This is a genomic window from Nocardioides sp. Z24_21 (genome assembly GCF_058134345.1).
Window position 1 is genome coordinate 967,155 of record NZ_JBYTTH010000001.1, and the last position, 18,969, is coordinate 986,123.

Below are 18,969 nucleotides of genomic sequence, written 5' to 3' on the forward strand. Positions count from 1 at the left end.
TGCGGCCGATCCACGGCCGCGCTCTCGGGAGGGCACATGTCCACACGCAGGAGAACGACCAGTGGCGTACGGCTGGCGGCCGTCGGCGCGCTGGTGGCAGCAGGGTTGGCCGCAGGGGCAGGGGTGGCGAGCGGGGCGGGAGCGCCGGATCGCGACGACGGGCGCCGGGAGGTCGCCCGCACCGCGTCCGACGACACCACCAAGATCGTGATGGTCCGGGCGCCGGAGGTCGAGGACCGCAACGAGGTGATCGCCCTGGGCCTCGACGTCACCGAGCACGCCACCGAGCGGGGCATCGAGGTCGTCCTGCACGACGACAAGGACGCCGAGGCGCTGCGCGACGCGGGCTTCACCTGGACGGTCACCGTCGACGACCTCGAGGCGCTCACGCGCGCCAACCGCCAGGCCGACCGGGCCTACGACGCCCGCGTCGAGACCTCGGCCCTGCCCAGCGGCCGGACGTCGTACCGCACCTACGACGACTACCAGCGCGACATGGCCCGGCTCGCCCGGCTCTACCCCACGCTCACCAAGCCGCTCACCCTCGAGAACCCGACGGTGCTCGGCGAGCGCATCCGCGGCCTGGAGATCAGCGTCGGCGCCACCGACGTCCGCGACGGCAAGCCCGTCTTCCTCCTCATGGGCGCCCACCACGCCCGCGAGTGGCCCAGCGCCGAGCACACGATGGAGTTCGCCTTCGACCTGCTGCAGTCCTACTACGCCCGCGACCGCGACGTCCGCGACCGGGCCCGCCGCGTGCTGGAGGACTCGCGCGTGATCGTCGTGCCGATCGTGAACGTCGACGGGTTCAAGATCTCGCGAGGCGCGGCGCCGCTCGGCGACTTCAGCACCTTCGACTACGAGATGAAGCGCAAGAACTGCTCGATCTCGGCGGCCACGCCCGCGCAGTACCGGACCGGGACGTGCGACGACAACCCCGCCGGCCGGCTCCGGGGCACCGACCTCAACCGCAACTACCCCGGCTTCTGGGGAGGAGGCGGCGCGAGCCCCACCTGGTCGAGCGACACCTTCCGCGGTGACGGGCCGGGCAGCGAGCCCGAGTCGGACGCCGTGCGCAAGCTGATCTCGAAGCGCTCGGTCACGGTCATGATCTCCAACCACACCTACAGCAACCTGGTGCTCCGCCCGCCGGCCATCGCGGCCACCGGCCTGGCGCCGGACGAGCCGGAGCTCAAGGCGCTCGGCGACGCGATGGCGGCGCAGAACGCCTACACCAGCCAGGCGTCGTACCAGCTCTACGACACCTCGGGCTCGACGGAGGACTGGAGCTACTGGATCACCGGTGGCCTCGGCTACACGATCGAGATCGGCGACGAGGGCTTCCACCCCGCCTACGAGGAGGCCGTCGTCGGGGAGTACCTCGGCCAGGCCCCCGCGGACAGCGCCGGGCTCGGCGGCAACCAGGAGGCCTACTGGCTCGCCGCGGAGGCGGCGGCCGACGACGGGCTGCACTCCCGCATCCGCGGCACCGCGCCGGCCGGGCGCACGATCACGGTGTCCAAGCACGTCGTGTCCCCGACCTCGCCGGTGATCCAGACCGACGGCACGGTCGGCGAGCCCATCCTCTACGAGGACACGCTCGTCACCGAGTACGCCACCGACCGCGGCGGCCGGTTCGTCCTGGACGTCAACCCGTCGACGCGCCCGCTGGTCGCGGGCCGCTACGGCCGCTACCCCGAGGCGCCGCCGCAGGCGCCGGTCACGCTCGTCAACCCCGCCGGCGTCCCGGCGGTCGGCAGCAGCGAGACCACGACGTTCGAGGTGCAGGGCCTGCCCGCGGCCGACAACGGCTATGCGGTGGTGACCGTCGGCTGGCCGTCGGACGACGCCGAGGCCTACGACTGGGACTTCACGCTCATCGGGCCCGACGGCACGCCGGTGGGCTCGGGCGCGACGCTCGGCAACCCCGAGGTGATCCGGGTCCCCGACCCGCAGCCGGGCACCTACACCCTCGTGGCCGACAACTACGCGGGAGGCGACGCCGCCCACGACTGGACCGGGCAGGTGACGTTCGAGAGCCCCGACCCGCCGATCGACACCGGCGTCAAGGAGGCGTGGGTCGTCTCCTGCACCGACCGTCGCGACCGCGTGCTCGGCACGCGTGAGGTCGTCGTCGACCGGGGCGAGGTCGTCGGCGTCGGCGACGTCTGCCGACGCGGCCGGCTCAAGGACTGAGGTCCGCGCCGCGTGCGCCCGCTGACGAGCTCAGCGGGCGTACGCGGCGAGCTCGCCGGCGAGGTCGGCGTTGGCCCGGCCGACCACGAGCGTGCCGTCACCGGTGTGCTCCATCGAGCCGATCTCGGCCTCCTGGTGGATCCGGTTGACCAGGTCGCCGCGCTCGTAGGGCAGCAGCACGTCGAACTCGACCTGCGGGCGCGGCAGCTCGGACTCGACGGCGCGCAGCGCCTCCTCGATGCCCTCACCGGTCTTGGCGCTCACCACGACGCTGTGCGGCTCGCGCGACCGCAGCCGGCCGATCACCAGCGGGTCGGCCGCGTCGGCCTTGTTGATCACGATGATCTCGGGGACCTTGGTCGCCCCGATCTCGGCGAGCACCTCGCGCACCGCGGCGATCTGGCCCTCGGGGTCGGGGTGCGAGCCGTCGACCACGTGGAGCAGCAGGTCGGCGTCGGCGACCTCCTCCAGCGTCGAGCGGAACGCCTCGACCAGGCCGTGCGGCAGGTGGCGGACGAACCCGACGGTGTCGGACATCGTGTAGATGCGGCCGTCGGAGGTCGTCGTACGACGCGTGGTGGGGTCGAGGGTCGCGAAGAGCGCGTCCTCCACCAGCACGCCCGCGTCGGTCAGCCGGTTGAGCAGCGACGACTTGCCGGCGTTGGTGTAGCCGGCGATCGCGACGCTGGGCACGTGGTTGCGGCGGCGCGACTGGCGCTTGACCTCGCGGGTGCCGCGCATCTCCTTGAGCTCGCGGCGCAGCTTGGCGATCTTGGTGTTGATGCGGCGCCGGTCGGTCTCGATCTTGGTCTCACCGGGGCCGCGGCCGCCGATGCCGTCACCGCCGGCAGCGCGGCCACCGGCCTGGCGCGACAGGCTGCCGCCCCAGCCGCGCAGGCGCTGCTTCATGTACTGCAGCTGGGCCAGCTCGACCTGCGCCTGGCCCTCCTTGCTCTTGGCGTGCTGGGCGAAGATGTCGAGGATCAGGGCGGTGCGGTCGACCACCTTGACCTTGATCTTGTCCTCGAGGTTGCGCAGCTGGCTGGGGGCCAGCTCGCCGTCGCAGATCACGGTGTCGGCGCCGGTGGCCTCGACGATCTCGCGGATCGCCTCGACCTTGCCGCGGCCGATGTAGGTGGCGGGGTCGGGCTTCTGGCGGCGCTGGAACACGGCCTCGAGCACCTCGGAGCCGGCCGTCTCGGCGAGCGCCGCGAGCTCGGCCATGGAGTTCTCCGCGTCGGTGACGCTGCCCTCGGTCCACACGCCGACGAGCACGACCTTCTCCAGGCGCAGCTGGCGGTACTCGACCTCGGTGATGTCCTCGAGCTCGGTGCGCAGGCTGGCCACGCGGCGCAGCGCGTGGCGCTCGGCGAGCTCCTGCGCGCCGACGGTGAGCTCCTCGGGGTCGGGCTCGTCCCAGGCGTCGGACGACGCGTCGTCGGCATAGCCGGACTCGACGTCGTCGGCGAGCAGCTCGTCGTCGAGCTCGATGGTCTCGTCGTCCCAGGCGCGGGTGGCGTCGAGCGCGTCGCGCAGGTTGAAGTCAGGTGCGTTCGTCATATGCCGTCCAGCCTAGGTCGCACCGCCTCACCTGCGCGAACGGTTTCGCGCAGGGCTGACGGCGGGGTGGGCCTCAGGCGCGGTGCCGCCCGGCCGAGGCGGCGGGAGCCGGCCCGGTGAGGGTGCCCACGTCGACGAACTCGTCGCAGGCGGCGCGTACGTCGGAGGGCGTGTGCGGCGGCCCGGCCACCACGACCCTGACGCCGGCGGCGTGCAGGCGCTGGAGCAGGGGGAGCATCGAGGTCATGTCGCCCGCGACGACCACCTCGTCGACGGCGGACTCGCGGGCGATGTCGACGGCGTCGATGGCCAGCGCCACCCGGGCCTGGTCGTCGTCGTCGGCGAGCTGGTGGAACGAGTGCAGCCCCTGGCGGCGCAGGTGCTCGACCCACGAGCCGAGGTCGGAGCGGCTCCAGTCGGCGTAGGCGCGGCACACGGTGACCGAGCCGCGGCCCTCGAGCCGCTGCAGCAGCCCGGCGGCGACCTCCTCGGGGATGCGGCGCGCGTCGATGAGCACGGCCAGCCGGCGCGCCTGCACCGGGTCGGGCCCGGCGGGCCGGCGCGGGAGGACCCGCGCCGCGGGCGGGGCCGGGACGGCGGGACGCAGCGACTCCGCGGCGGGCGCGCGTGCCGGCGGTGGGACGGAGCGCGGTGTGCCTCCACGGCGCGCGCCCACCCATCGGCGTACGAGCGAGGCGAGCTCGCTGTCGTCGCTGTCCGCGCCGGCTGTCGCCGGGCGCGGCTCGATCAGGTTGGTCATCGTGAGCCCCCCACAGGCTGTCCTGGACGTTCCGTCCAGCACGATCCTCCATCGCGGGCCGCCGCGGCGGCGATCGGCCGAATCGGGGCCGTCGGTCTGGACCAGCCGGAGCCGGGCGTCAGTGGGGCGGTCAGCGGGCCAGACAGCGGCCCGGTCAGAGGCCGGACAGCGGCCCGGTCAGCGGGCCGGCATCACTTGGGGGGCATCCGGATGCCGCCGTCGACGCGGATCGTCTCGCCGTTCATGTAGGAGTTGGTCAGGCACTCCACGACCATGCCGGCGAGCTCCTCGGCCCGACCCAGGCGCTTGGGGAAGAGCACGTTGCGACCCAGGTTGGCCTTGAACTCCTCGGGCTCGGGGAAGGCGTCATAGATCGGGGTGTCGATCAGGCCGGGCGCCACGGTGTTGAGCCGGATGCCGGCCGCGGAGAGGTCGCGCGCGACCGGGAGCGTCATGCCGACCACGCCGCCCTTCGAGGCGGAGTAGGACGCCTGGCCGATCTGGCCGTCGAAGGCGGCGACCGAGGCGAGGTTGACGATGGCGCCGCGCTGGCCGTCGGCGTCGGGCTCGTTGCGGCTCATCACCGTCGCGGCCTGGCGGGTCATGTCGAAGGTGCCGATCAGGTTGATCTCGACGACCCGGCGGAACGCGTCGAGGTCGTGGGCCTGCTCGAGGAGTCCGTCGCGGCCGATGGTGCGCTGCGCCCAGCCGATGCCGGCGGAGTTGACGCACGCGCGCAGCGGGGCGATCTCGGCGGCGGCCTCGACGGCGGCGGCGACCTGGTCGGTCCTGGTCACGTCGACCGGGGCGAAGACGCCACCGATCTCCGCGGCGAGCGCCTCGCCCTTCTCGGCGTTGAGGTCGGCGACGACGACCACGGCGCCCCGCGCGGCGAGGGCCCGGGCGACGGCGGCACCGATGCCGCTCGCGCCGCCGGTGACGATGGCGGAGGATCCGGTGATGTCCATGCGCCGGATGCTATGCCAGTCGGGTGCGGGGCCCGGAGGCGGCTGCGACGGGCCGGGCGCTCGACTCAGAGGTCGGTCTCGCCGCGGGCGACGAGCACCGCGGGGCCGGTCATCAGCACGCGGTCGTCCTCGGTCCACACGACGTGGAGGGTGCCGCCGGGCACGTCGACGCGGTAGCTGGTGCCGCGCGGGGCGTCGTCGGCCAGCGCCGTGGCGACCGCCACCGCACAGGCGCCGGTGCCGCACGAGCGGGTCTCCCCCGAGCCGCGCTCGTGGACGCGCATCGTGACGTGGCGCTCCCCGCGGCGCACGACGAACTCGACGTTGACGCCTTCGGGGAAGACCGCGTCGTCGTGCTCGGGCGGCTCGATGAGCGGGCCCGGCTCGGCCAGGTTGTCCACGGAGGCCACCGCGTGGGGGTTGCCCATCGAGACGTGGCGCGCTGGCCACGTCCGGCCCATCACCGACACGCTCGTCTCCCCCAGCACCTCGGGGGCGCCCATGTCGACGGTCAGCTCGTCGCCGGACCGGTCGACGACCTTGACGCCGGCGCGGGTGAGGATCCGCATCGGGAACGGCTCGCCCTCGACGTCGTGGAGGTAGCGGGCGAAGACGCGCACCCCGTTGCCGCACATCTCGCTGACCGACCCGTCGGCGTTGCGGTAGTCCATGAACCACCCGCCGTCGCGGCGCACGGCCCGCAGCACCCCGTCGCCGCCGATGCCGGCGCGACGGTCGCAGAGGGCGCGTACGCGCGCAGCGTCCATCTCGCCGTCGGCGTCGCCGTGGACCGTGCCGTCGGGGTCGGGCAGCACCACGAAGTCGTTCTCGGTGCCGTGTCCCTTGAGGAAGGGGTAGCTCACGCCGCCAGTGTGGCAGGCGGGACGAGCCTCAGCGCGGGTCGACCACCTTGGCCGACCCCTTGCCGCGACGGCTGGGCTCGGCGACCGCCGTCATCCGCCTGCCGGAGCCGAACTCGATCGCCGTCGCCGCCCCGATCTCGGCGGCGCTGGTGAACGCGTCACCGGCGGGCGCCAAGGTGTGGCCCAGGGCCGTGAGCGCGGGGCCGTAGGCCGCGATGAACTCCGGCTCGGCCGTGACGCTGGCGGTGTTGCGCTGGGCGGCGCGCGGCGCGGCGATGGCCTCCTCGATGGTCATGCCGAGGTCGATCCGGTTGACCAGCATCTGCAGGACGGTCGTGATGATCGTCGATCCGCCGGGCGAGCCGAGCGCCAGGAACGGCTTGCCGTCCTTGAGCACGATCGTGGGCGACATCGAGCTCCGCGGGCGCTTGCCGGGCTGGATGCGGTTGGGGTCGGCGGCGTCGTAGACGGTCGAGAAGTCGGTGAGCTCGTTGTTGAGCAGGAAGCCGTGGCCGGGCACGACCATGCCCGAGCCGCCGGTCTGCTCGATGGTGAGGGTGTACTCCACGACGTTGCCCCACCGGTCGGCGACCGTGAGGTTGGTGGTGGAGATGTTCTCGGTGTCGGCGTCGGTCGTGCCCTTGGCCGACGACGGCGAGCACACGCCGTCGTAGGACGTCACGTCACCGGCGGCGACCGGCTTGGTGGCGGCCTTCGCGGGGTCGAGGGCGCAGGCACGCTCGGCGGCGAACCGGTCGTCGAGCAGGCGCTTGACCGGGACGTCGACGTAGGCGGGGTCGCCGACGTGCTTGCCGCGATCCGCGAAGGCCAGCGCGCTGGCCTCGAGGTAGTGGTGGAGGGCCGACTCGGCCGTCATCGCGGAGAGGTCGTAGCGCTCGAGGATGTTGAGCGCCTCGCCGACGGTGGTGCCGCCGGAGGACGACGGCGCCATGCCGTAGACCTCGTGGCCGCGGTAGGTCGTGCGGGTCGCGCGCTGCGAGCGGACCTGGTAGTCGCGCAGGTCGCGGGCCGTCAGCCAGCCGGCCGGCACGGGGAGCTCGGTGCGCTTGGTGGTGCGCGGCTTGCGGACCACGTCGGCCATCAGGCGGGCCAGGCGGCCGCGGTAGAACGCCTTCGGGCCGCGCTGGGCGATCAGGTCGTAGGTGTCGGCGAGGTCGGGGTTGCGGAACACCGAACCGACCCTGGGCGCGTCGCCCTGGGGCAGGAACAGCTTCTTGGTGTCGCGGAACGCCGCGAAGCGCACCTCGTTGTCGAGGGTCTGCTGGCGGAAGGTCTCGTCGACCTTGAAGCCGCGGCGCGCGACCTTGGTGGCGGGCGCGAGCGCCTCGGCCAAGGAGAGGGTGCCCCAGTTGGCGAGGGCCTTGTCCCAGGTCGCCAGGGTGCCGGGGGTGCCGACGCTCGCGCCGCTCGTGACGAGGTCGGGGGTGAAGGTGTAGGGCTTGCCCGTGGCAGGGTCGATGAAGGCGTCCTGCGGCATCTTGCGCGGAGCCGTCTCGCGACCGTCGAGCGTGCGGACCTTGCCCGACTTGGCGTCGTAGTGCACGAAGTAGCCGCCGCCGCCGATGCCCGCGCTGTAGGGCTCGGTCACGCCGAGCGTCGCCGCCGCGGCCACGGCGGCATCGACCGCGTTGCCGCCCGCCTTGAGCACCTTGAGCCCGGCCGCGCTCGCCTCGGGGTCGACCGTGCTGATCGCGCCGCCCTTGCCGACGGCCGTGGGGTCCTTGACCGTCGGTCGGAGCTCGGAGGTCGGCGCCGGCGCGGTGGAGGGCGCCTGGGCCGCCGGCTGCGCGGGCACCGGCGAGGCGACGAGCGACGCGGCGACCGCCAGTCCGCTGGCGGCAGAGAAGGTGGCGGTGACGCGACGAGCGAGGTGTGGCATGGGTTCCTCTCGGGAGACGGTGCCCCCAACCCTGCCCCCGCCGCTACGGCTTGTCCAACACCCCACCGGGTGCGTGCCGACGTCAGCCCACGACGGTGTAGCGCCCGCACAGGAAGTCGCGGTTGCGACCGACCTCCTCGAGCCGGAGCTCGACGTGGCGGGGCAGCACGGGCGCGCCGCCGCCGAGGGTCACCGGGGCGTACTGCAGCCACACCTCGTCGAGCAGCCCGGCGTCGTGGAACTGACCGACGAGGTCGCCGCCGCCCACCACCCAGAGGTCCTTGCCGGCGGCTGCCTCGGTCATCTCGGCGTGCACGCGGCGCACGTCGTCACGGTCGAAGCGCACGCTCGGCGGCGCGTCCGGGAAGGTGCGGTGGGTCAGCACCCACGTCGGCAGGGGTCCCCACGGGTCGTCGTCGTGGTCGAGGATCCACTGCCAGGTCGACGCCCCCATGACGCACGCGCCGAGGCGCTCGCGGAAGCCGGGATAGGCCATCGGCCCCTCCTCGTCGATGTCGCGCGAGGTGAGCCAGTCGAGCGAGTGGTCGGCGGTCGCGATGAAGCCGTCGAGCGTGCAGCCGGTGTAGTAGATGGTCGCCATCGGTCCACCTTGGCACCGCCCGCCGACACCGCGCCCCGGGCGAGCTCAGCCCAGCAGGGCCTCGACCGCCCCGACCGCCTTCTCGACGCGGTCGGGGTCGTCGTGGGCGACCCACACGATGCGCGGGTCCTTGCGGAACCAGGCGTCCTGGCGGCGGGCGAAGCGCCGGGTCGCGACGATCGTCTGCTCGATCGCCCGGTCGAGGCTGCGGTCGCCGGCGAGGTATCCCATCACCTCCCGGTAGCCGATGGCCCGTGAGGCGGTGCGGGCCTCGGCGAGGCCGCGCTCGAGCAGCGCCTCGACCTCCTCGACGAGCCCTCCGGCGAACATCTCCTCGACGCGGTGGGCGATCCGCTCGTCGAGCGTCGGCCGGTCGATGTCGACGCCCACCTGCACCGTCAGCGGGTCGACGTACTCCAGCCGTGGGAGGCTGGCGCTGAACGGGCGGCCGGTGAGCGCGACGACCTCGAGCGCGCGTACGACGCGGCGCCCGTTGTCGGGCAAGATCTGCGCGGCCGCCTCCGGGTCGACCCCCGCCAGCCGCTGGTGCAGCGCGTGGCTGCCCACGCGCTCGAGCTCGGCCTCGAGCTCGCGGCGCAGCGAGTCGTCGGTGCCGGGGAACTCGAAGCGGTCGAGGATCGCGCGGGTGTAGAGCGCCGACCCACCCACCAGCACCGGGGTGGCGTCGCGACCGCGGATCTCGGCGATCGCCTCGCGCGCCCAGCCCTGGAACAGCGCGACGGTCGCCGGCTCGGTGACCTCGTAGAGGTCGAGCAGGTGGTGCGGGATGCCGCGCCGCTCCGACTCGGGCAGCTTGGCGGTGCCGACGTCCATCCCGCGGTAGACCTGCATCGCGTCGGTGTTGACCACCTCTCCCCCGAGCCTCTCCGCGAGGTCGAGGCTGAGCCCGGTCTTGCCCGAGGCCGTGGCCCCCACGACGGCGACGACAGGACGGGGCATGAGCCGATTGTCGCAGCGCCCTACGGTGGGCGGGTGAGCGACCACTTCGCCCTCGTCCCGGCGTCCTACGTCTACCTGCTCCGCGAGTCGCCCGGCGGGACGGAGGTGCTGCTCCAGCGGCGCGGGCCGGTGCCCTACATGCCCGGCCACTGGGCGGCGGGCGCCGCGGGCCACGTCGAGCCCGGCGAGACGGCGTACGACGCCGCCCGGCGCGAGGCGCTCGAGGAGCTCGGCATCACCGACCTCGAGCTCGACTTCGTGCTGACCATGCAGCGCAGCCAGTTCGGCCCGGCGATCGAGGAGCGGGTGGACTGGTTCTTCACGTCGCGGTCGTGGACCGGCGAGCCGCGCATCGTCGAGCCGGAGAAGTGCGCCGAGCTGCGCTGGTGCCGCCTCGACGACCTGCCCGAGCCGATGGTGCCGCACGAGGCGCACGCGCTGGCGCACCTGTTCTCCGGGGTCGGCTACCTCACCTTCGGGTGGGACGCCCCTCCGCCCGGGGGTGGCCCGGGCGGGACGGGCGAGGCAGGATCACCCGGATGACAGGGAGGGAATCGATGACCGACGAACAACTGAGCCCGATGCCCGAGCCGTACTCCGAGGAGCCGCAGCTGGTCCCCGGTGGGATCGACGCGCTGCAGGAGGACCCCGCCGACGCGGGCCTCGCGCGCGACCTGGACCCGGACGAGAACCCGGCCGTGGACGACGTGCTGCCCGACGAGATCGCAGAGCCCGACGAGAAGCCGCAGGCGCCTGAGGGCGAGGCGGAGGACAAGGAGTCCGACACCCCGCGTGAGGAGGCCTCCGGGGAGCCCACCGCCGGCCAGCAGGCCGAGGACGGGTCCCCCGAGCCCCCCGCCTGACCACATCGTGGAGGATCCGAGTCACCTGGTGGCTCGGATCCTCCACGCTCCTGTCGGAGTCCCCGCTCGAGCGGGGACTCCGACAGACCTCGACAGACCTCGACAGACAGGCACCGCGCTCATGCCGCCCGCTCGAGCGCACATCCACCGCCGCACGACCTGGCCGGCGGCCATCCATCCCGCTCCAGCAGCGCCGAGACCTTGGCCGCGGTCGAGCACGGCCGGCCGACGACCTGCCCCCACGTGAGGCGTACGGTGTCGCGCCCCGCGACGGCCGCGTCCAGGTCGCGCTCGAAGTCGCGGTCGCGCTGCTCGGCGGTGTCGTGCCACAGGCGTCCGTCGAGTTCGAGCAGGCGCAGGCCATAGGACGCGTCGCGATAGACCACGCCCGTGACGGTGCCCGCGCGCTGCTGTCGTTCGGCGCGCGGCAGCCCGTGGGGACGTTCGACGCGGGTGACGAAGGCGTGCTCCAGGACCGAGCACGACCCGTCGGCCACGTCGCGCAGGACGGCGTCGAGGAAGTCGCGGCGCGGGGCCCGAGCGCGGTGGGCGAGGGCGTGCTGCAGGCGTACAGCCGTGGTGTGGCGACCCTGCACCGCGCGGGCGACCGCTCCGACCGCCGCGAGATCGCCGACCGTGCCCAGTGCGACGTCGAGCGCCGCCTCCTCGTAGCGCAGTCGAGGCGGTCCGAGGTTCCAGCCGACCCGGTCGCGGAGCAGGAAGGTGCGCGTGACGCGTACCCCCTCCGGCGCGACCACCCGTCGGCTGCGCGGGACCACGACGTGGATCGGGCCGGCGTCGCCGTCCGGACGCCCGGGGCCGTCCGCCGCCCGCATCGCTGAGACACCCGCCAGCGCCGCGCCGAGCTCGACGCCCGCGACGCCGCGCGGACTCGCGCAGGCGAGCACCGCGCCCCAGGCCCGCTGGACCCACACGGGGTCGCCGGTGTGGGCGACGTACACGCCGGGGTGCAGCGGCGCCAGCTCGCGGCGGCGCACCATCCGGCGCAGGTCGTGCGGCAGCATGCCCGCGCCCAGTGCCTGCGCGCGGGAGACGACCCCGTCCTGGGAGGCGAGCAGGGAGTCCAGATCGATCACCCGACCACGCTCGACGACCGCGCTCCTCGGCGCGACCCCCTCCGCCGGATCTGTGGATGAGGCGATCGTGGAGGATCCGGGTCACCTGGTGGCTCGAATCCTCCACGCTCCTGTCGAAGTCCCCGCTCGAGCGGGGACTCCGACAGACGACAGCCGACAGCCGACCAGACGACAAGCGGGCGGGCGAGCGGCGGGCGGGCTCAGCCGCAGGCGGGAGCGGGGGGAAGCGGGGCGGGGACGCCGACCGCGGGCATGCCGAGCCCGACGGAGGCGGGAGCCGCGGGGGCGGACGTACGCCGCTCCCAGGCGTCGCCGGCGCGGGTGCGGCGCACGGAGCGGATCGGACCGTCGGCGACGAGGTGGTGGGGCGCGGCGTAGGTGATCTCGACCTCCACCATGTCGCCGGGGCGGACGGAGTCGTCGGGCACGGCCGAGAAGTCGGCGGCGAAGTGGACGAGCCGGTTGTCGCGGGCGCGACCGGACAGGCGCTTGGTCGCGACGTCCTTGCGGCCCTCGCCCTCGGCGACCATCAGCTCGACGGTGCGGCCCACGATCGCCTTGCTCTCGGCCCAGGCGACCTCCTCGACCACCTCGATCAGGCGCTGGTAGCGGTCCTTGACGACGTCCGGCGGCACCTGGTCCTCGAGCACGGCGGCCGGGGTGCCGGGGCGCTTGGAGTACTGGAAGGTGAAGGCGGCGGAGAAGCGGGCGGCGCGGACCACGTCGAGGGTGGCCCGGAAGTCCTCCTCGGTCTCGCCGGGGAAGCCCACGATGATGTCGGTGGTGATCGCGGCGTCGGGGATCGCGGCGCGCACGCGCTCGATGATGCCGAGGTACTTCGACTGGCGGTAGGAGCGGCGCATGTCGCGCAGCACCTTGTCGGAGCCCGACTGCAGCGGCATGTGCAGCGACGGCATCACGTTGGGCGTCTCGGCCATCGCCTCGATGACGTCGTCGGTGAACTCCGCCGGGTGCGGCGAGGTGAAGCGCACCCGCTCGAGCCCCTCGATCGAGCCGCAGGCGCGCAGCAGCTTGGAGAACGCCTGGCGGTCGCCGAACTCCACGCCGTAGGCGTTGACGTTCTGGCCCAGCAGGGTGATCTCGGTGACGCCCTCCGCGACCAGCGCCTCGACCTCGGCGAGGACCTCACCGGGGCGGCGGTCCTTCTCCTTGCCGCGCAGGGCGGGGACGATGCAGAAGGTGCACGTGTTGTTGCACCCGACCGAGATCGACACCCAGGCGGCGTACGCCGACTCGCGCTTGGTGGGCAGCGTCGAGGGGAAGACCGACAGCGACTCGAGGATCTCGACCTGCGCCTCCTCGGCCACCCTGGCCCGCTCGAGCAGCACCGGCAGCGAGCCGATGTTGTGGGTGCCGAAGACGACGTCGACCCACGGCGCCCGCTGGGTGATGGTGTCGCGGTCCTTCTGCGCCAGGCAGCCACCGACGGCGATCTGCATGCCCGGCCTGGCGGCCTTGACCGGGGCGAGGTGACCGAGGTTGCCGTAGAGCTTGTTGTCGGCGTTCTCGCGCACCGCGCACGTGTTGAAGACGACGACGTCGGCCTGCTCGTCCGCCGCGGCGCGGACGTAGCCCGCGTCCTCGAGCAGGCCGCTGAGCCGCTCGGAGTCGTGGACGTTCATCTGGCACCCGTGGGTCTTGACCTCGTAGGTGCGTGCGGGGGTCTCTGCGACGGTGCTCATGACCGTTCAAGGGTACGGCGGCGCGCGGGGGCGGGGGCAATCGCGACGAGGACCCCGCGCCCGCCGCGGCACCGTGCCTAGGCTCGCGGCATGCCCCGCATGCACGCGCTCGAGCTGCTGCCGGACGAGACCGGTCGCGAGGCCGTACGCCGGGACTGGCAGGCGCTGCGCGACGCCGGGCTGCCGTCGCAGCTCGACCACCGCGGGTCGACCAACAGCCCGCACGTGACGGTCGTCGCGGCCCCGGCGCTCGGCGGGGACGACGAGCAGCGGGCCAACGACCTCCTCGGGCCGTTGCTGCCGGTGGAGGTCCGCGCCTCGGGGCTCGCCCTCCTCGGCGGCAGCCGGGTCTCGCTGGTCCGGGTCCTCGACGTGCCGGACGCGCTGGTGCGTGCCGTGCTCGACCTGCGCTCGCGGGTGCGTGACGTCCAGCACGTCGGGTGGCTCCCCCACCTCACGCTGGCGCGGCGGATGGCACGAGCCGACGTGGGCCGCGCGGTCGGCGTGCTGGGCCACGAGGACGTGGTGGTGACCCTGTCGTCGCTGCGCCGGTGGGACCCCGACGCGGGAATCGTCACCACTCTGTGATGGTCCCCGGGGGCCATGCCTGATGGTCCGCGCGGGCCACCTGCCGATAGGTTGCCCCCATGACCGCGCAGCAAACGGCCACCGTCAGCGCCGGCCGGGGCGAGCCCCTCGTCGTGCTGAAGGGCGTCCAGAAGTACTTCGGGCAGCTCCACGCACTCCGCGACATCGACCTCACCGTGACGCGCGGCGAGGTGGTCGTCGTGATCGGCCCGTCCGGGTCCGGCAAGTCCACCCTGTGCCGCACGATCAACCGGCTCGAGACCATCGACGAGGGCACGATCACCCTCGACGGCTTGGACCTGCCCCAGGAGGGCAAGGCGCTCGCCGCACTGCGGGCCGAGGTCGGCATGGTCTTCCAGAGCTTCAACCTCTTCGCCCACAAGACGATCCTCGAGAACGTCACCCTTGGGCCGATCAAGGTGCGCGGCATGAGCCGGGCCGCGGCCGAGCAGAAGGCCCGCGAGCTGCTCGAGCGGGTCGGCGTCGACCACCAGGCCAACAAGTACCCCGCCCAGCTCTCCGGCGGCCAGCAGCAGCGCGTGGCCATCGCCCGCGCCCTGGCCATGGAGCCGAAGGTGATGCTCTTCGACGAGCCGACCTCCGCGCTCGACCCGGAGATGATCAAGGAGGTCCTCGACGTCATGGTCGACCTCGCCGAGCAGGGCATGACGATGATCGTCGTCACCCACGAGATGGGCTTCGCCCGCACGGCCGCCGACCGCGTCGTGTTCATGGCCGACGGCGCGATCGTGGAGGAGAACACCCCCGAGGAGTTCTTCATCCACCCGCGCTCGGACCGCGCCAAGGACTTCCTGGGCAAGATCCTCAAGCACTGAGGCCCTCCCCGCCCTTCCCCGCCCTTCCCCGCCCCTCCCCCGCAGCTCCCCACCCGGAACCCACCGACGGCCTCGGGGCCGCGAACCAAAGGAGAACAACGCATGAGATTCATCAGGACGAAGGCGGTCATCGCCACGGCGGGACTCGCCCTGTCGCTGGCCGCCTGCGGCGACGCCGGCGAGGACACCGAGAGCGCCGAGGTCGAGGTGACCGAGAACGCGGCCGACAACTTCGACGACGGCACCCGGATGAAGGAGCTTGCCGAGGACGGCAAGATCAAGATCGGCGTCAAGTACGACCAGCCCGGCCTCGGCTTCAAGGACGCCGCCTCCGACGTGCCCACCGGGTTCGACGTGGAGATGGCGAAGGTGCTCGCCGCGAGCCTCGGCATCGACCCGGAGACCGACGTCGAGTGGGTCGAGACGATCTCCGACAACCGTGAGCCCTTCCTCGAGGACAACACCGTCGACCTCGTGCTGGCGTCGTACTCCATCACCGACGAGCGCCGCCAGGTCGTCGGCCAGGCCGGCCCCTACCTCGTCACCGGCCAGCAGCTGCTGGTGAAGGCCGACAGCGACATCGACGACGTCGCGGACGTCAAGGGCAAGGAGGTGTGCTCGGTCACCGGGTCCACCTCGCTCGACAACATCGAGGCCGAGGGCGCCAAGCCGGTCGGCTTCGACACCTACTCCGAGTGCGTCGAGAAGGTCCTCGACGGCACCGTCGAGGCGATGACGACCGACGGCACGATCCTCGCCGGCTACGCCGCGCAGAACGAGGGCGAGCTCAAGGTCGTCGGCGAGGAGTTCTCCGAGGAGCGCATCGGCGTCGGCTACTCCCAGGACTACCCCGAGATGTGCCAGTGGATCGTCGACACGATCACCGAGGCCCACGAGGACGGCACGTACGAGGAGGCGTTCAACGCCACCCTCGGCCCCTCGGGCGTCGAGGTGCCCGAGCTGCCGGAGATGGACTCCTGCGAGTAGTACCCACCTGACCGGATCCCGGGCCCGCCGTCGTCGGCGGGCCCGGGGCCGTGTCCCCCACCCGGGCCCCGAGCAGGGGCCGGGCCCGACCGAGAGAGGAGTGGCGTGAACGCCGTCCTGGACAACTTCGACCTGGTGCTGAGGGCCTTCGGCTACACGATCTTCCTCTTCCTGGTCTCCGCCGTGCTCTCGCTCGCGCTCGGCACGCTGCTCGCCGCCATGCGGGTCGGCCCGGTCTCGGTGCTGCGCATCTTCGGCACGGCCTACGTCACGCTCGTGCGCAACACCCCGCTGGTCATGATCTTCCTGTTCTTCCAGCTCGGCGCCGGCAAGATCTTCGACGCCCTCCGCTTCACCTGGGTCGACATCCACATCGGCCCCTTCGACTTCACCTCGTTCTTCAGCGCCGCGGTCGCCTCCCTCAGCCTCTACACGGCGGCCTTCGTGTGCGAGGCCATCCGCTCCGGCGTCAACGCGGTGCCCCTCGGGCAGGCCGAGGCCGCCCGCGCGATCGGCCTGCCGTTCACCGGGGTGATGTCCCAGGTCGTGCTGCCCCAGGCGATCCGCGCCTCGGTGCCGCCGCTGGCCAGCACCCTCATCGCCCTGCTCAAGAACACCTCGGTCGCCGGAGTCTTCGGCGTGATCGAGGCAGTGGGCCGGATGAAGGGCTTCACCAACGACTACGCCGACCAGCGCTGGGGCATCTTCATCGCCTTCGCGATCGGCTACGTCATCCTCGTCGAGATCATCTCCCTGGTCTCGACGATGCTCGAGCGCCGTTGGAAGGTGGCCTGACATGAGCACCGGAGTCCTCTTCGACGCCCCTGGGCCCGCCACCCGCGCGCGGCACCGCACCTACAGCATCATCGCCGGCGTCGGCGTCGTCGCCTCCATCGCCTTCGTCGTGTGGCGCCTCCAGGCCGCCGGCCAGCTCGAGTACGACAAGTGGGAGCCGTTCCTCACCCCGCGCTACATCGAGGCGATCCTGGTCGACGGCCTGCTGGTCACCCTCCAGATGGCCTTCAGCGCCGTCATCGGCGCCGTCGTGTTCGGCGTGCTGTTCGGCGTGGGCAAGCTGTCGGACCACGGCTGGGTGCGCTGGCCGTGCTGGCTCGTCGTGGAGTTCTTCCGCGCGGTGCCGGTCATCATGCTGATGATCTTCTGCTTCTACGCGATCTTCGGCGGCATGGACGAGCTCAGCCGCCGCACCTACTGGTCGGTCGTGCTCGCGCTCACCCTCTACAACGGCGCCGTGCTCGCGGAGGTCTTCCGCGCCGGCATCAACGCCGTGCCGAGGGGTCAGGCGGAGGCGGCGTACGCCATCGGCATGCGCAAGACGCAGGTCATGACGATCGTGCTGCTGCCGCAGGCGGTCAAGATCATGATCCCCGCGATCATCAGCCAGATGGTGGTGGCCCTCAAGGACACCAGTCTCGGCTACGCCGTGGCCGGCCTCGGCCTCACCCGGATCGCCAAGCCGATCTACCAGAGCTTCGGCAACCACGTCCCGACGATCATCGTCATCACGGCGATCTACGTGGTCGTCAACCTGCTGCTGACGTGGCTGGCCACCTGGCTGCAGCACAAGTTCGTCGGTGAGAAGAAGGTCCTCGAGGTCAGCATGGTGGGCGAGTCGACGGCCGAGGCCAAGCCACTCGCCTAGCCACCTGAGTGCGCCCGCCAGCGCCGTGCGTCCGCGGATCGGCGGAGGTGGCCCGATCCCGGGGACATCGGCTCAGCGGCGCTGGAGCACCTCGACGCGGTTGCCGTGACCGTCGCGGGTGTGGAGGCGGACGTGGCCCGGGAACGAGTCGCGCTCCCGCTCGTCGACCTCGAAGCCGAGCCCCTGCAGCCGTGCGGAGACCTCGGCCAGGTCGTCGACGACGAAGGCCGGGTGCGCCTTGCGCGCCGGCGCGAACGGGTCCTCGACGCCGACGTGCAGCTCGGCCGCCACCGCGCCCGCGTCGTCGTACGCCCGGAACCAGCAGCCGCCGCGGGCGACGAGGTCGGCCGGCTTGTCGACCTCGCTCATGCCGAGCGCGTCGGCGTAGAACCGACGCGCCGCCTCCTCCCCTCCGGGCGGGCAGGCGACCTGCACGTGGTGCAGCCGCATCAGACCAGCACCCCCGGAGCCTTGCGCGCGACCACGAAGATCCGGCGGAACGGCAGGATGACGCGGCCGGAGTCGTCGGCGGGGTAGGCCGCGCGCAGCAGCGCCTTGAACTCGTCCTCGAAGTGCGAGCGCAGGTCGTCGGGCAGCGCCAGCAGCGTCGGCCTGGCTCCGGTGCCCGAGACCCAGTCGAAGACGGGGTCCGGGCCGGTGAGGACGTGGAGGTAGGTCGTCTCCCACACGTCGACCTCGCAGCCGCGGTCGAGCAGCACCCGGGCGTAGTCGTCGGGGTCGTGGCTGGCCGGCACCCGCACCCCGCGCACGTGCTCCGCGTACGGCGCTCGCGCGGCGAGGTCGGCGCGCATGGTGTGGCTGGGCTCGTCGAAGTTGCCCGGCACCTGGAACGCGAGCCACCCCCCGGGCTGCACGCGGTCGAGCAGGCCCGGAAGGAGCTCGAGGTGGTCGGGGATCCACTGGAGCGTGGCGTTGGAGACGAGCACGTCGATCGGCTCGCGCAGGGCCAGCGGGTCGGGCTGGGCCCAGTCGCGGAGGTCGCCGACCTCCCACTCGATGCCGTCGAGGGCGCGGGCGGCGGCGATCATCTCGGGGCTGCTGTCGACGCCGATGACGCGGGCGCCGGTCCACCGGTCGGCCAGCAGGGCGGTGAGGTTGCCCGGCCCGCAGCCGAGGTCGACCACGACATGGGGGTTCTCCGCGGGCACCCGCGCAAGCAGGTCGACGAACGGCCTCCCGCGCTCGTCGGCGTACGCCAGGTAGCGGTCGGGGTCCCAGCTGTGGCTCATGTCGTGTGTCCTCCTCGCTCGAACGCCGGGCGTCCAGTGGCGAAACGGATCGCCCGCCCGCCCGACCGTCCCATACCCGGCGGATCTCGTCCGTAACATATCTTGATGTCGAGATATTTCACCCTCTCGCCCGAACAGTCTCGATGTCAAGATTCTCGACCGATCTGGCACGAT

At 72.6% G+C, this 18,969-nt stretch carries 19 protein-coding genes; 8 read left to right on the forward strand and 11 right to left on the reverse strand.

The genetic code is table 11. The annotated features are described in order from the left end of the window. Nucleotides 1-36: 36 nt before the first annotated feature. Nucleotides 37-2,196 (forward strand): M14 family zinc carboxypeptidase, encoded by a 2,160-nt coding sequence (locus AC3X7Z_RS04720; protein ID WP_206054432.1) that lies wholly within the window; start codon nt 37-39, stop codon nt 2,194-2,196. Between the two features lie 30 nt (nt 2,197-2,226). Here AC3X7Z_RS04720 and hflX read toward each other — a convergent pair whose 3' ends face one another. From hflX to miaA, 7 genes are all read right to left on the reverse strand, one after another. Further along, complete coding sequence (gene hflX / locus AC3X7Z_RS04725) at nt 2,227-3,756, reverse strand: GTPase HflX (protein WP_489975161.1); 1,530 nt, start codon at nt 3,754-3,756, stop codon at nt 2,227-2,229. Between the two features lie 73 nt (nt 3,757-3,829). Continuing rightward, nucleotides 3,830-4,516, reverse strand: a complete 687-nt coding sequence (locus tag AC3X7Z_RS04730) for an NYN domain-containing protein (protein WP_489975162.1) — start codon at nt 4,514-4,516, stop codon at nt 3,830-3,832. Nucleotides 4,517-4,707: 191 nt separating this feature from the next. Continuing rightward, complete coding sequence (locus AC3X7Z_RS04735; protein WP_186339149.1) at nt 4,708-5,484, reverse strand: SDR family oxidoreductase; 777 nt, start codon at nt 5,482-5,484, stop codon at nt 4,708-4,710. Nucleotides 5,485-5,549: 65 nt separating this feature from the next. Beyond that, nucleotides 5,550-6,347 carry a diaminopimelate epimerase gene (gene dapF, locus AC3X7Z_RS04740; protein ID WP_489975163.1) on the reverse strand — a complete coding sequence of 266 codons (798 nt, stop codon included), beginning with the start codon at nt 6,345-6,347 and terminating at the stop codon, nt 5,550-5,552. Nucleotides 6,348-6,375: 28 nt separating this feature from the next. Next, nucleotides 6,376-8,247, reverse strand: a complete 1,872-nt coding sequence (gene ggt, locus AC3X7Z_RS04745; RefSeq protein WP_489975164.1) for a gamma-glutamyltransferase — start codon at nt 8,245-8,247, stop codon at nt 6,376-6,378. Nucleotides 8,248-8,329: 82 nt separating this feature from the next. Further along, on the reverse strand, nt 8,330-8,848 hold the full coding sequence (locus AC3X7Z_RS04750; protein WP_489975165.1) for a dihydrofolate reductase family protein: 519 nt from the start codon (nt 8,846-8,848) through the stop codon (nt 8,330-8,332). 45 nt (nt 8,849-8,893) lie between these two features. Then, nucleotides 8,894-9,808, reverse strand: a complete 915-nt coding sequence (gene miaA / locus AC3X7Z_RS04755) for a tRNA (adenosine(37)-N6)-dimethylallyltransferase MiaA (protein WP_489975166.1) — start codon at nt 9,806-9,808, stop codon at nt 8,894-8,896. A gap of 33 nt (nt 9,809-9,841) precedes the next feature. Between miaA and AC3X7Z_RS04760 the strand changes: the two genes are divergently transcribed. Next, nucleotides 9,842-10,351, forward strand: a complete 510-nt coding sequence (locus AC3X7Z_RS04760; protein WP_489975167.1) for an NUDIX hydrolase — start codon at nt 9,842-9,844, stop codon at nt 10,349-10,351. Nucleotides 10,352-10,365: 14 nt separating this feature from the next. Beyond that, nucleotides 10,366-10,671: a hypothetical protein gene (locus AC3X7Z_RS04765; RefSeq protein WP_489975168.1), complete on the forward strand. Its 306-nt coding sequence runs from the start codon at nt 10,366-10,368 to the stop codon at nt 10,669-10,671. 119 nt (nt 10,672-10,790) lie between these two features. Here AC3X7Z_RS04765 and AC3X7Z_RS04770 read toward each other — a convergent pair whose 3' ends face one another. Both AC3X7Z_RS04770 and miaB read right to left on the reverse strand, forming a co-directional pair. After that, nucleotides 10,791-11,768 carry a type IV toxin-antitoxin system AbiEi family antitoxin domain-containing protein gene (locus tag AC3X7Z_RS04770; RefSeq protein WP_489975169.1) on the reverse strand — a complete coding sequence of 326 codons (978 nt, stop codon included), beginning with the start codon at nt 11,766-11,768 and terminating at the stop codon, nt 10,791-10,793. A 200-nt stretch (nt 11,769-11,968) separates the two neighbouring features. Next, a complete protein-coding gene (miaB, locus tag AC3X7Z_RS04775; RefSeq protein ID WP_489975170.1) occupies nt 11,969-13,471 on the reverse strand; it encodes a tRNA (N6-isopentenyl adenosine(37)-C2)-methylthiotransferase MiaB in 1,503 nt (500 codons plus the stop codon). A 90-nt stretch (nt 13,472-13,561) separates the two neighbouring features. Between miaB and AC3X7Z_RS04780 the strand changes: the two genes are divergently transcribed. The 5 genes from AC3X7Z_RS04780 to AC3X7Z_RS04800 all read left to right on the forward strand — a co-directional run bounded on the left by AC3X7Z_RS04780 (nt 13,562) and on the right by AC3X7Z_RS04800 (nt 17,545). After that, nucleotides 13,562-14,059 (forward strand): 2'-5' RNA ligase family protein, encoded by a 498-nt coding sequence (locus tag AC3X7Z_RS04780; RefSeq protein WP_489975171.1) that lies wholly within the window; start codon nt 13,562-13,564, stop codon nt 14,057-14,059. A gap of 59 nt (nt 14,060-14,118) precedes the next feature. Further along, nucleotides 14,119-14,895: an amino acid ABC transporter ATP-binding protein gene (locus tag AC3X7Z_RS04785; protein ID WP_489975172.1), complete on the forward strand. Its 777-nt coding sequence runs from the start codon at nt 14,119-14,121 to the stop codon at nt 14,893-14,895. 102 nt (nt 14,896-14,997) lie between these two features. Next, complete coding sequence (locus tag AC3X7Z_RS04790; RefSeq protein ID WP_489975173.1) at nt 14,998-15,882, forward strand: glutamate ABC transporter substrate-binding protein; 885 nt, start codon at nt 14,998-15,000, stop codon at nt 15,880-15,882. Between the two features lie 105 nt (nt 15,883-15,987). Further along, the gene (locus AC3X7Z_RS04795; RefSeq protein WP_186339160.1) at nt 15,988-16,677 is read left to right on the forward strand and encodes an amino acid ABC transporter permease; all 690 of its coding nucleotides are present in this window, start codon (nt 15,988-15,990) and stop codon (nt 16,675-16,677) included. A gap of 1 nt (nt 16,678) precedes the next feature. Next, nucleotides 16,679-17,545 (forward strand): amino acid ABC transporter permease, encoded by an 867-nt coding sequence (locus AC3X7Z_RS04800; protein ID WP_489975174.1) that lies wholly within the window; start codon nt 16,679-16,681, stop codon nt 17,543-17,545. A gap of 72 nt (nt 17,546-17,617) precedes the next feature. On the opposite strand, the gene AC3X7Z_RS04805 is transcribed toward AC3X7Z_RS04800, so the two are convergent. Both AC3X7Z_RS04805 and AC3X7Z_RS04810 read right to left on the reverse strand, forming a co-directional pair. Continuing rightward, complete coding sequence (locus AC3X7Z_RS04805) at nt 17,618-17,995, reverse strand: VOC family protein (protein ID WP_186339162.1); 378 nt, start codon at nt 17,993-17,995, stop codon at nt 17,618-17,620. Then, on the reverse strand, nt 17,995-18,795 hold the full coding sequence (locus AC3X7Z_RS04810) for a trans-aconitate 2-methyltransferase (protein ID WP_489975175.1): 801 nt from the start codon (nt 18,793-18,795) through the stop codon (nt 17,995-17,997). The genes AC3X7Z_RS04805 and AC3X7Z_RS04810 overlap by 1 nt, the downstream gene beginning before the upstream one ends. Nucleotides 18,796-18,969: the final 174 nt, after the last annotated feature.

Excerpts from the sequence above, each read along its gene's own strand:
- AC3X7Z_RS04720 (WP_206054432.1), top strand. The coding sequence starts at position 37 with ATGTCCACACGCAGGAGAACGACCAGTGGCGTACGGCTGGCGGCCGTC.
- hflX (WP_489975161.1), bottom strand. The coding sequence starts at position 3,756 with ATGACGAACGCACCTGACTTCAACCTGCGCGACGCGCTCGACGCCACC.
- AC3X7Z_RS04730 (WP_489975162.1), bottom strand. The coding sequence starts at position 4,516 with ATGACCAACCTGATCGAGCCGCGCCCGGCGACAGCCGGCGCGGACAGC.
- AC3X7Z_RS04735 (WP_186339149.1), bottom strand. The coding sequence starts at position 5,484 with ATGGACATCACCGGATCCTCCGCCATCGTCACCGGCGGCGCGAGCGGC.
- ggt (WP_489975164.1), bottom strand. The coding sequence starts at position 8,247 with ATGCCACACCTCGCTCGTCGCGTCACCGCCACCTTCTCTGCCGCCAGC.
- AC3X7Z_RS04750 (WP_489975165.1), bottom strand. The coding sequence starts at position 8,848 with ATGGCGACCATCTACTACACCGGCTGCACGCTCGACGGCTTCATCGCG.
- miaA (WP_489975166.1), bottom strand. The coding sequence starts at position 9,808 with ATGCCCCGTCCTGTCGTCGCCGTCGTGGGGGCCACGGCCTCGGGCAAG.
- AC3X7Z_RS04765 (WP_489975168.1), top strand. The coding sequence starts at position 10,366 with ATGACCGACGAACAACTGAGCCCGATGCCCGAGCCGTACTCCGAGGAG.
- miaB (WP_489975170.1), bottom strand. The coding sequence starts at position 13,471 with ATGAGCACCGTCGCAGAGACCCCCGCACGCACCTACGAGGTCAAGACC.
- AC3X7Z_RS04780 (WP_489975171.1), top strand. The coding sequence starts at position 13,562 with ATGCCCCGCATGCACGCGCTCGAGCTGCTGCCGGACGAGACCGGTCGC.
- AC3X7Z_RS04785 (WP_489975172.1), top strand. The coding sequence starts at position 14,119 with ATGACCGCGCAGCAAACGGCCACCGTCAGCGCCGGCCGGGGCGAGCCC.
- AC3X7Z_RS04790 (WP_489975173.1), top strand. The coding sequence starts at position 14,998 with ATGAGATTCATCAGGACGAAGGCGGTCATCGCCACGGCGGGACTCGCC.
- AC3X7Z_RS04800 (WP_489975174.1), top strand. The coding sequence starts at position 16,679 with ATGAGCACCGGAGTCCTCTTCGACGCCCCTGGGCCCGCCACCCGCGCG.
- AC3X7Z_RS04805 (WP_186339162.1), bottom strand. The coding sequence starts at position 17,995 with ATGCGGCTGCACCACGTGCAGGTCGCCTGCCCGCCCGGAGGGGAGGAG.
- AC3X7Z_RS04810 (WP_489975175.1), bottom strand. The coding sequence starts at position 18,795 with ATGAGCCACAGCTGGGACCCCGACCGCTACCTGGCGTACGCCGACGAG.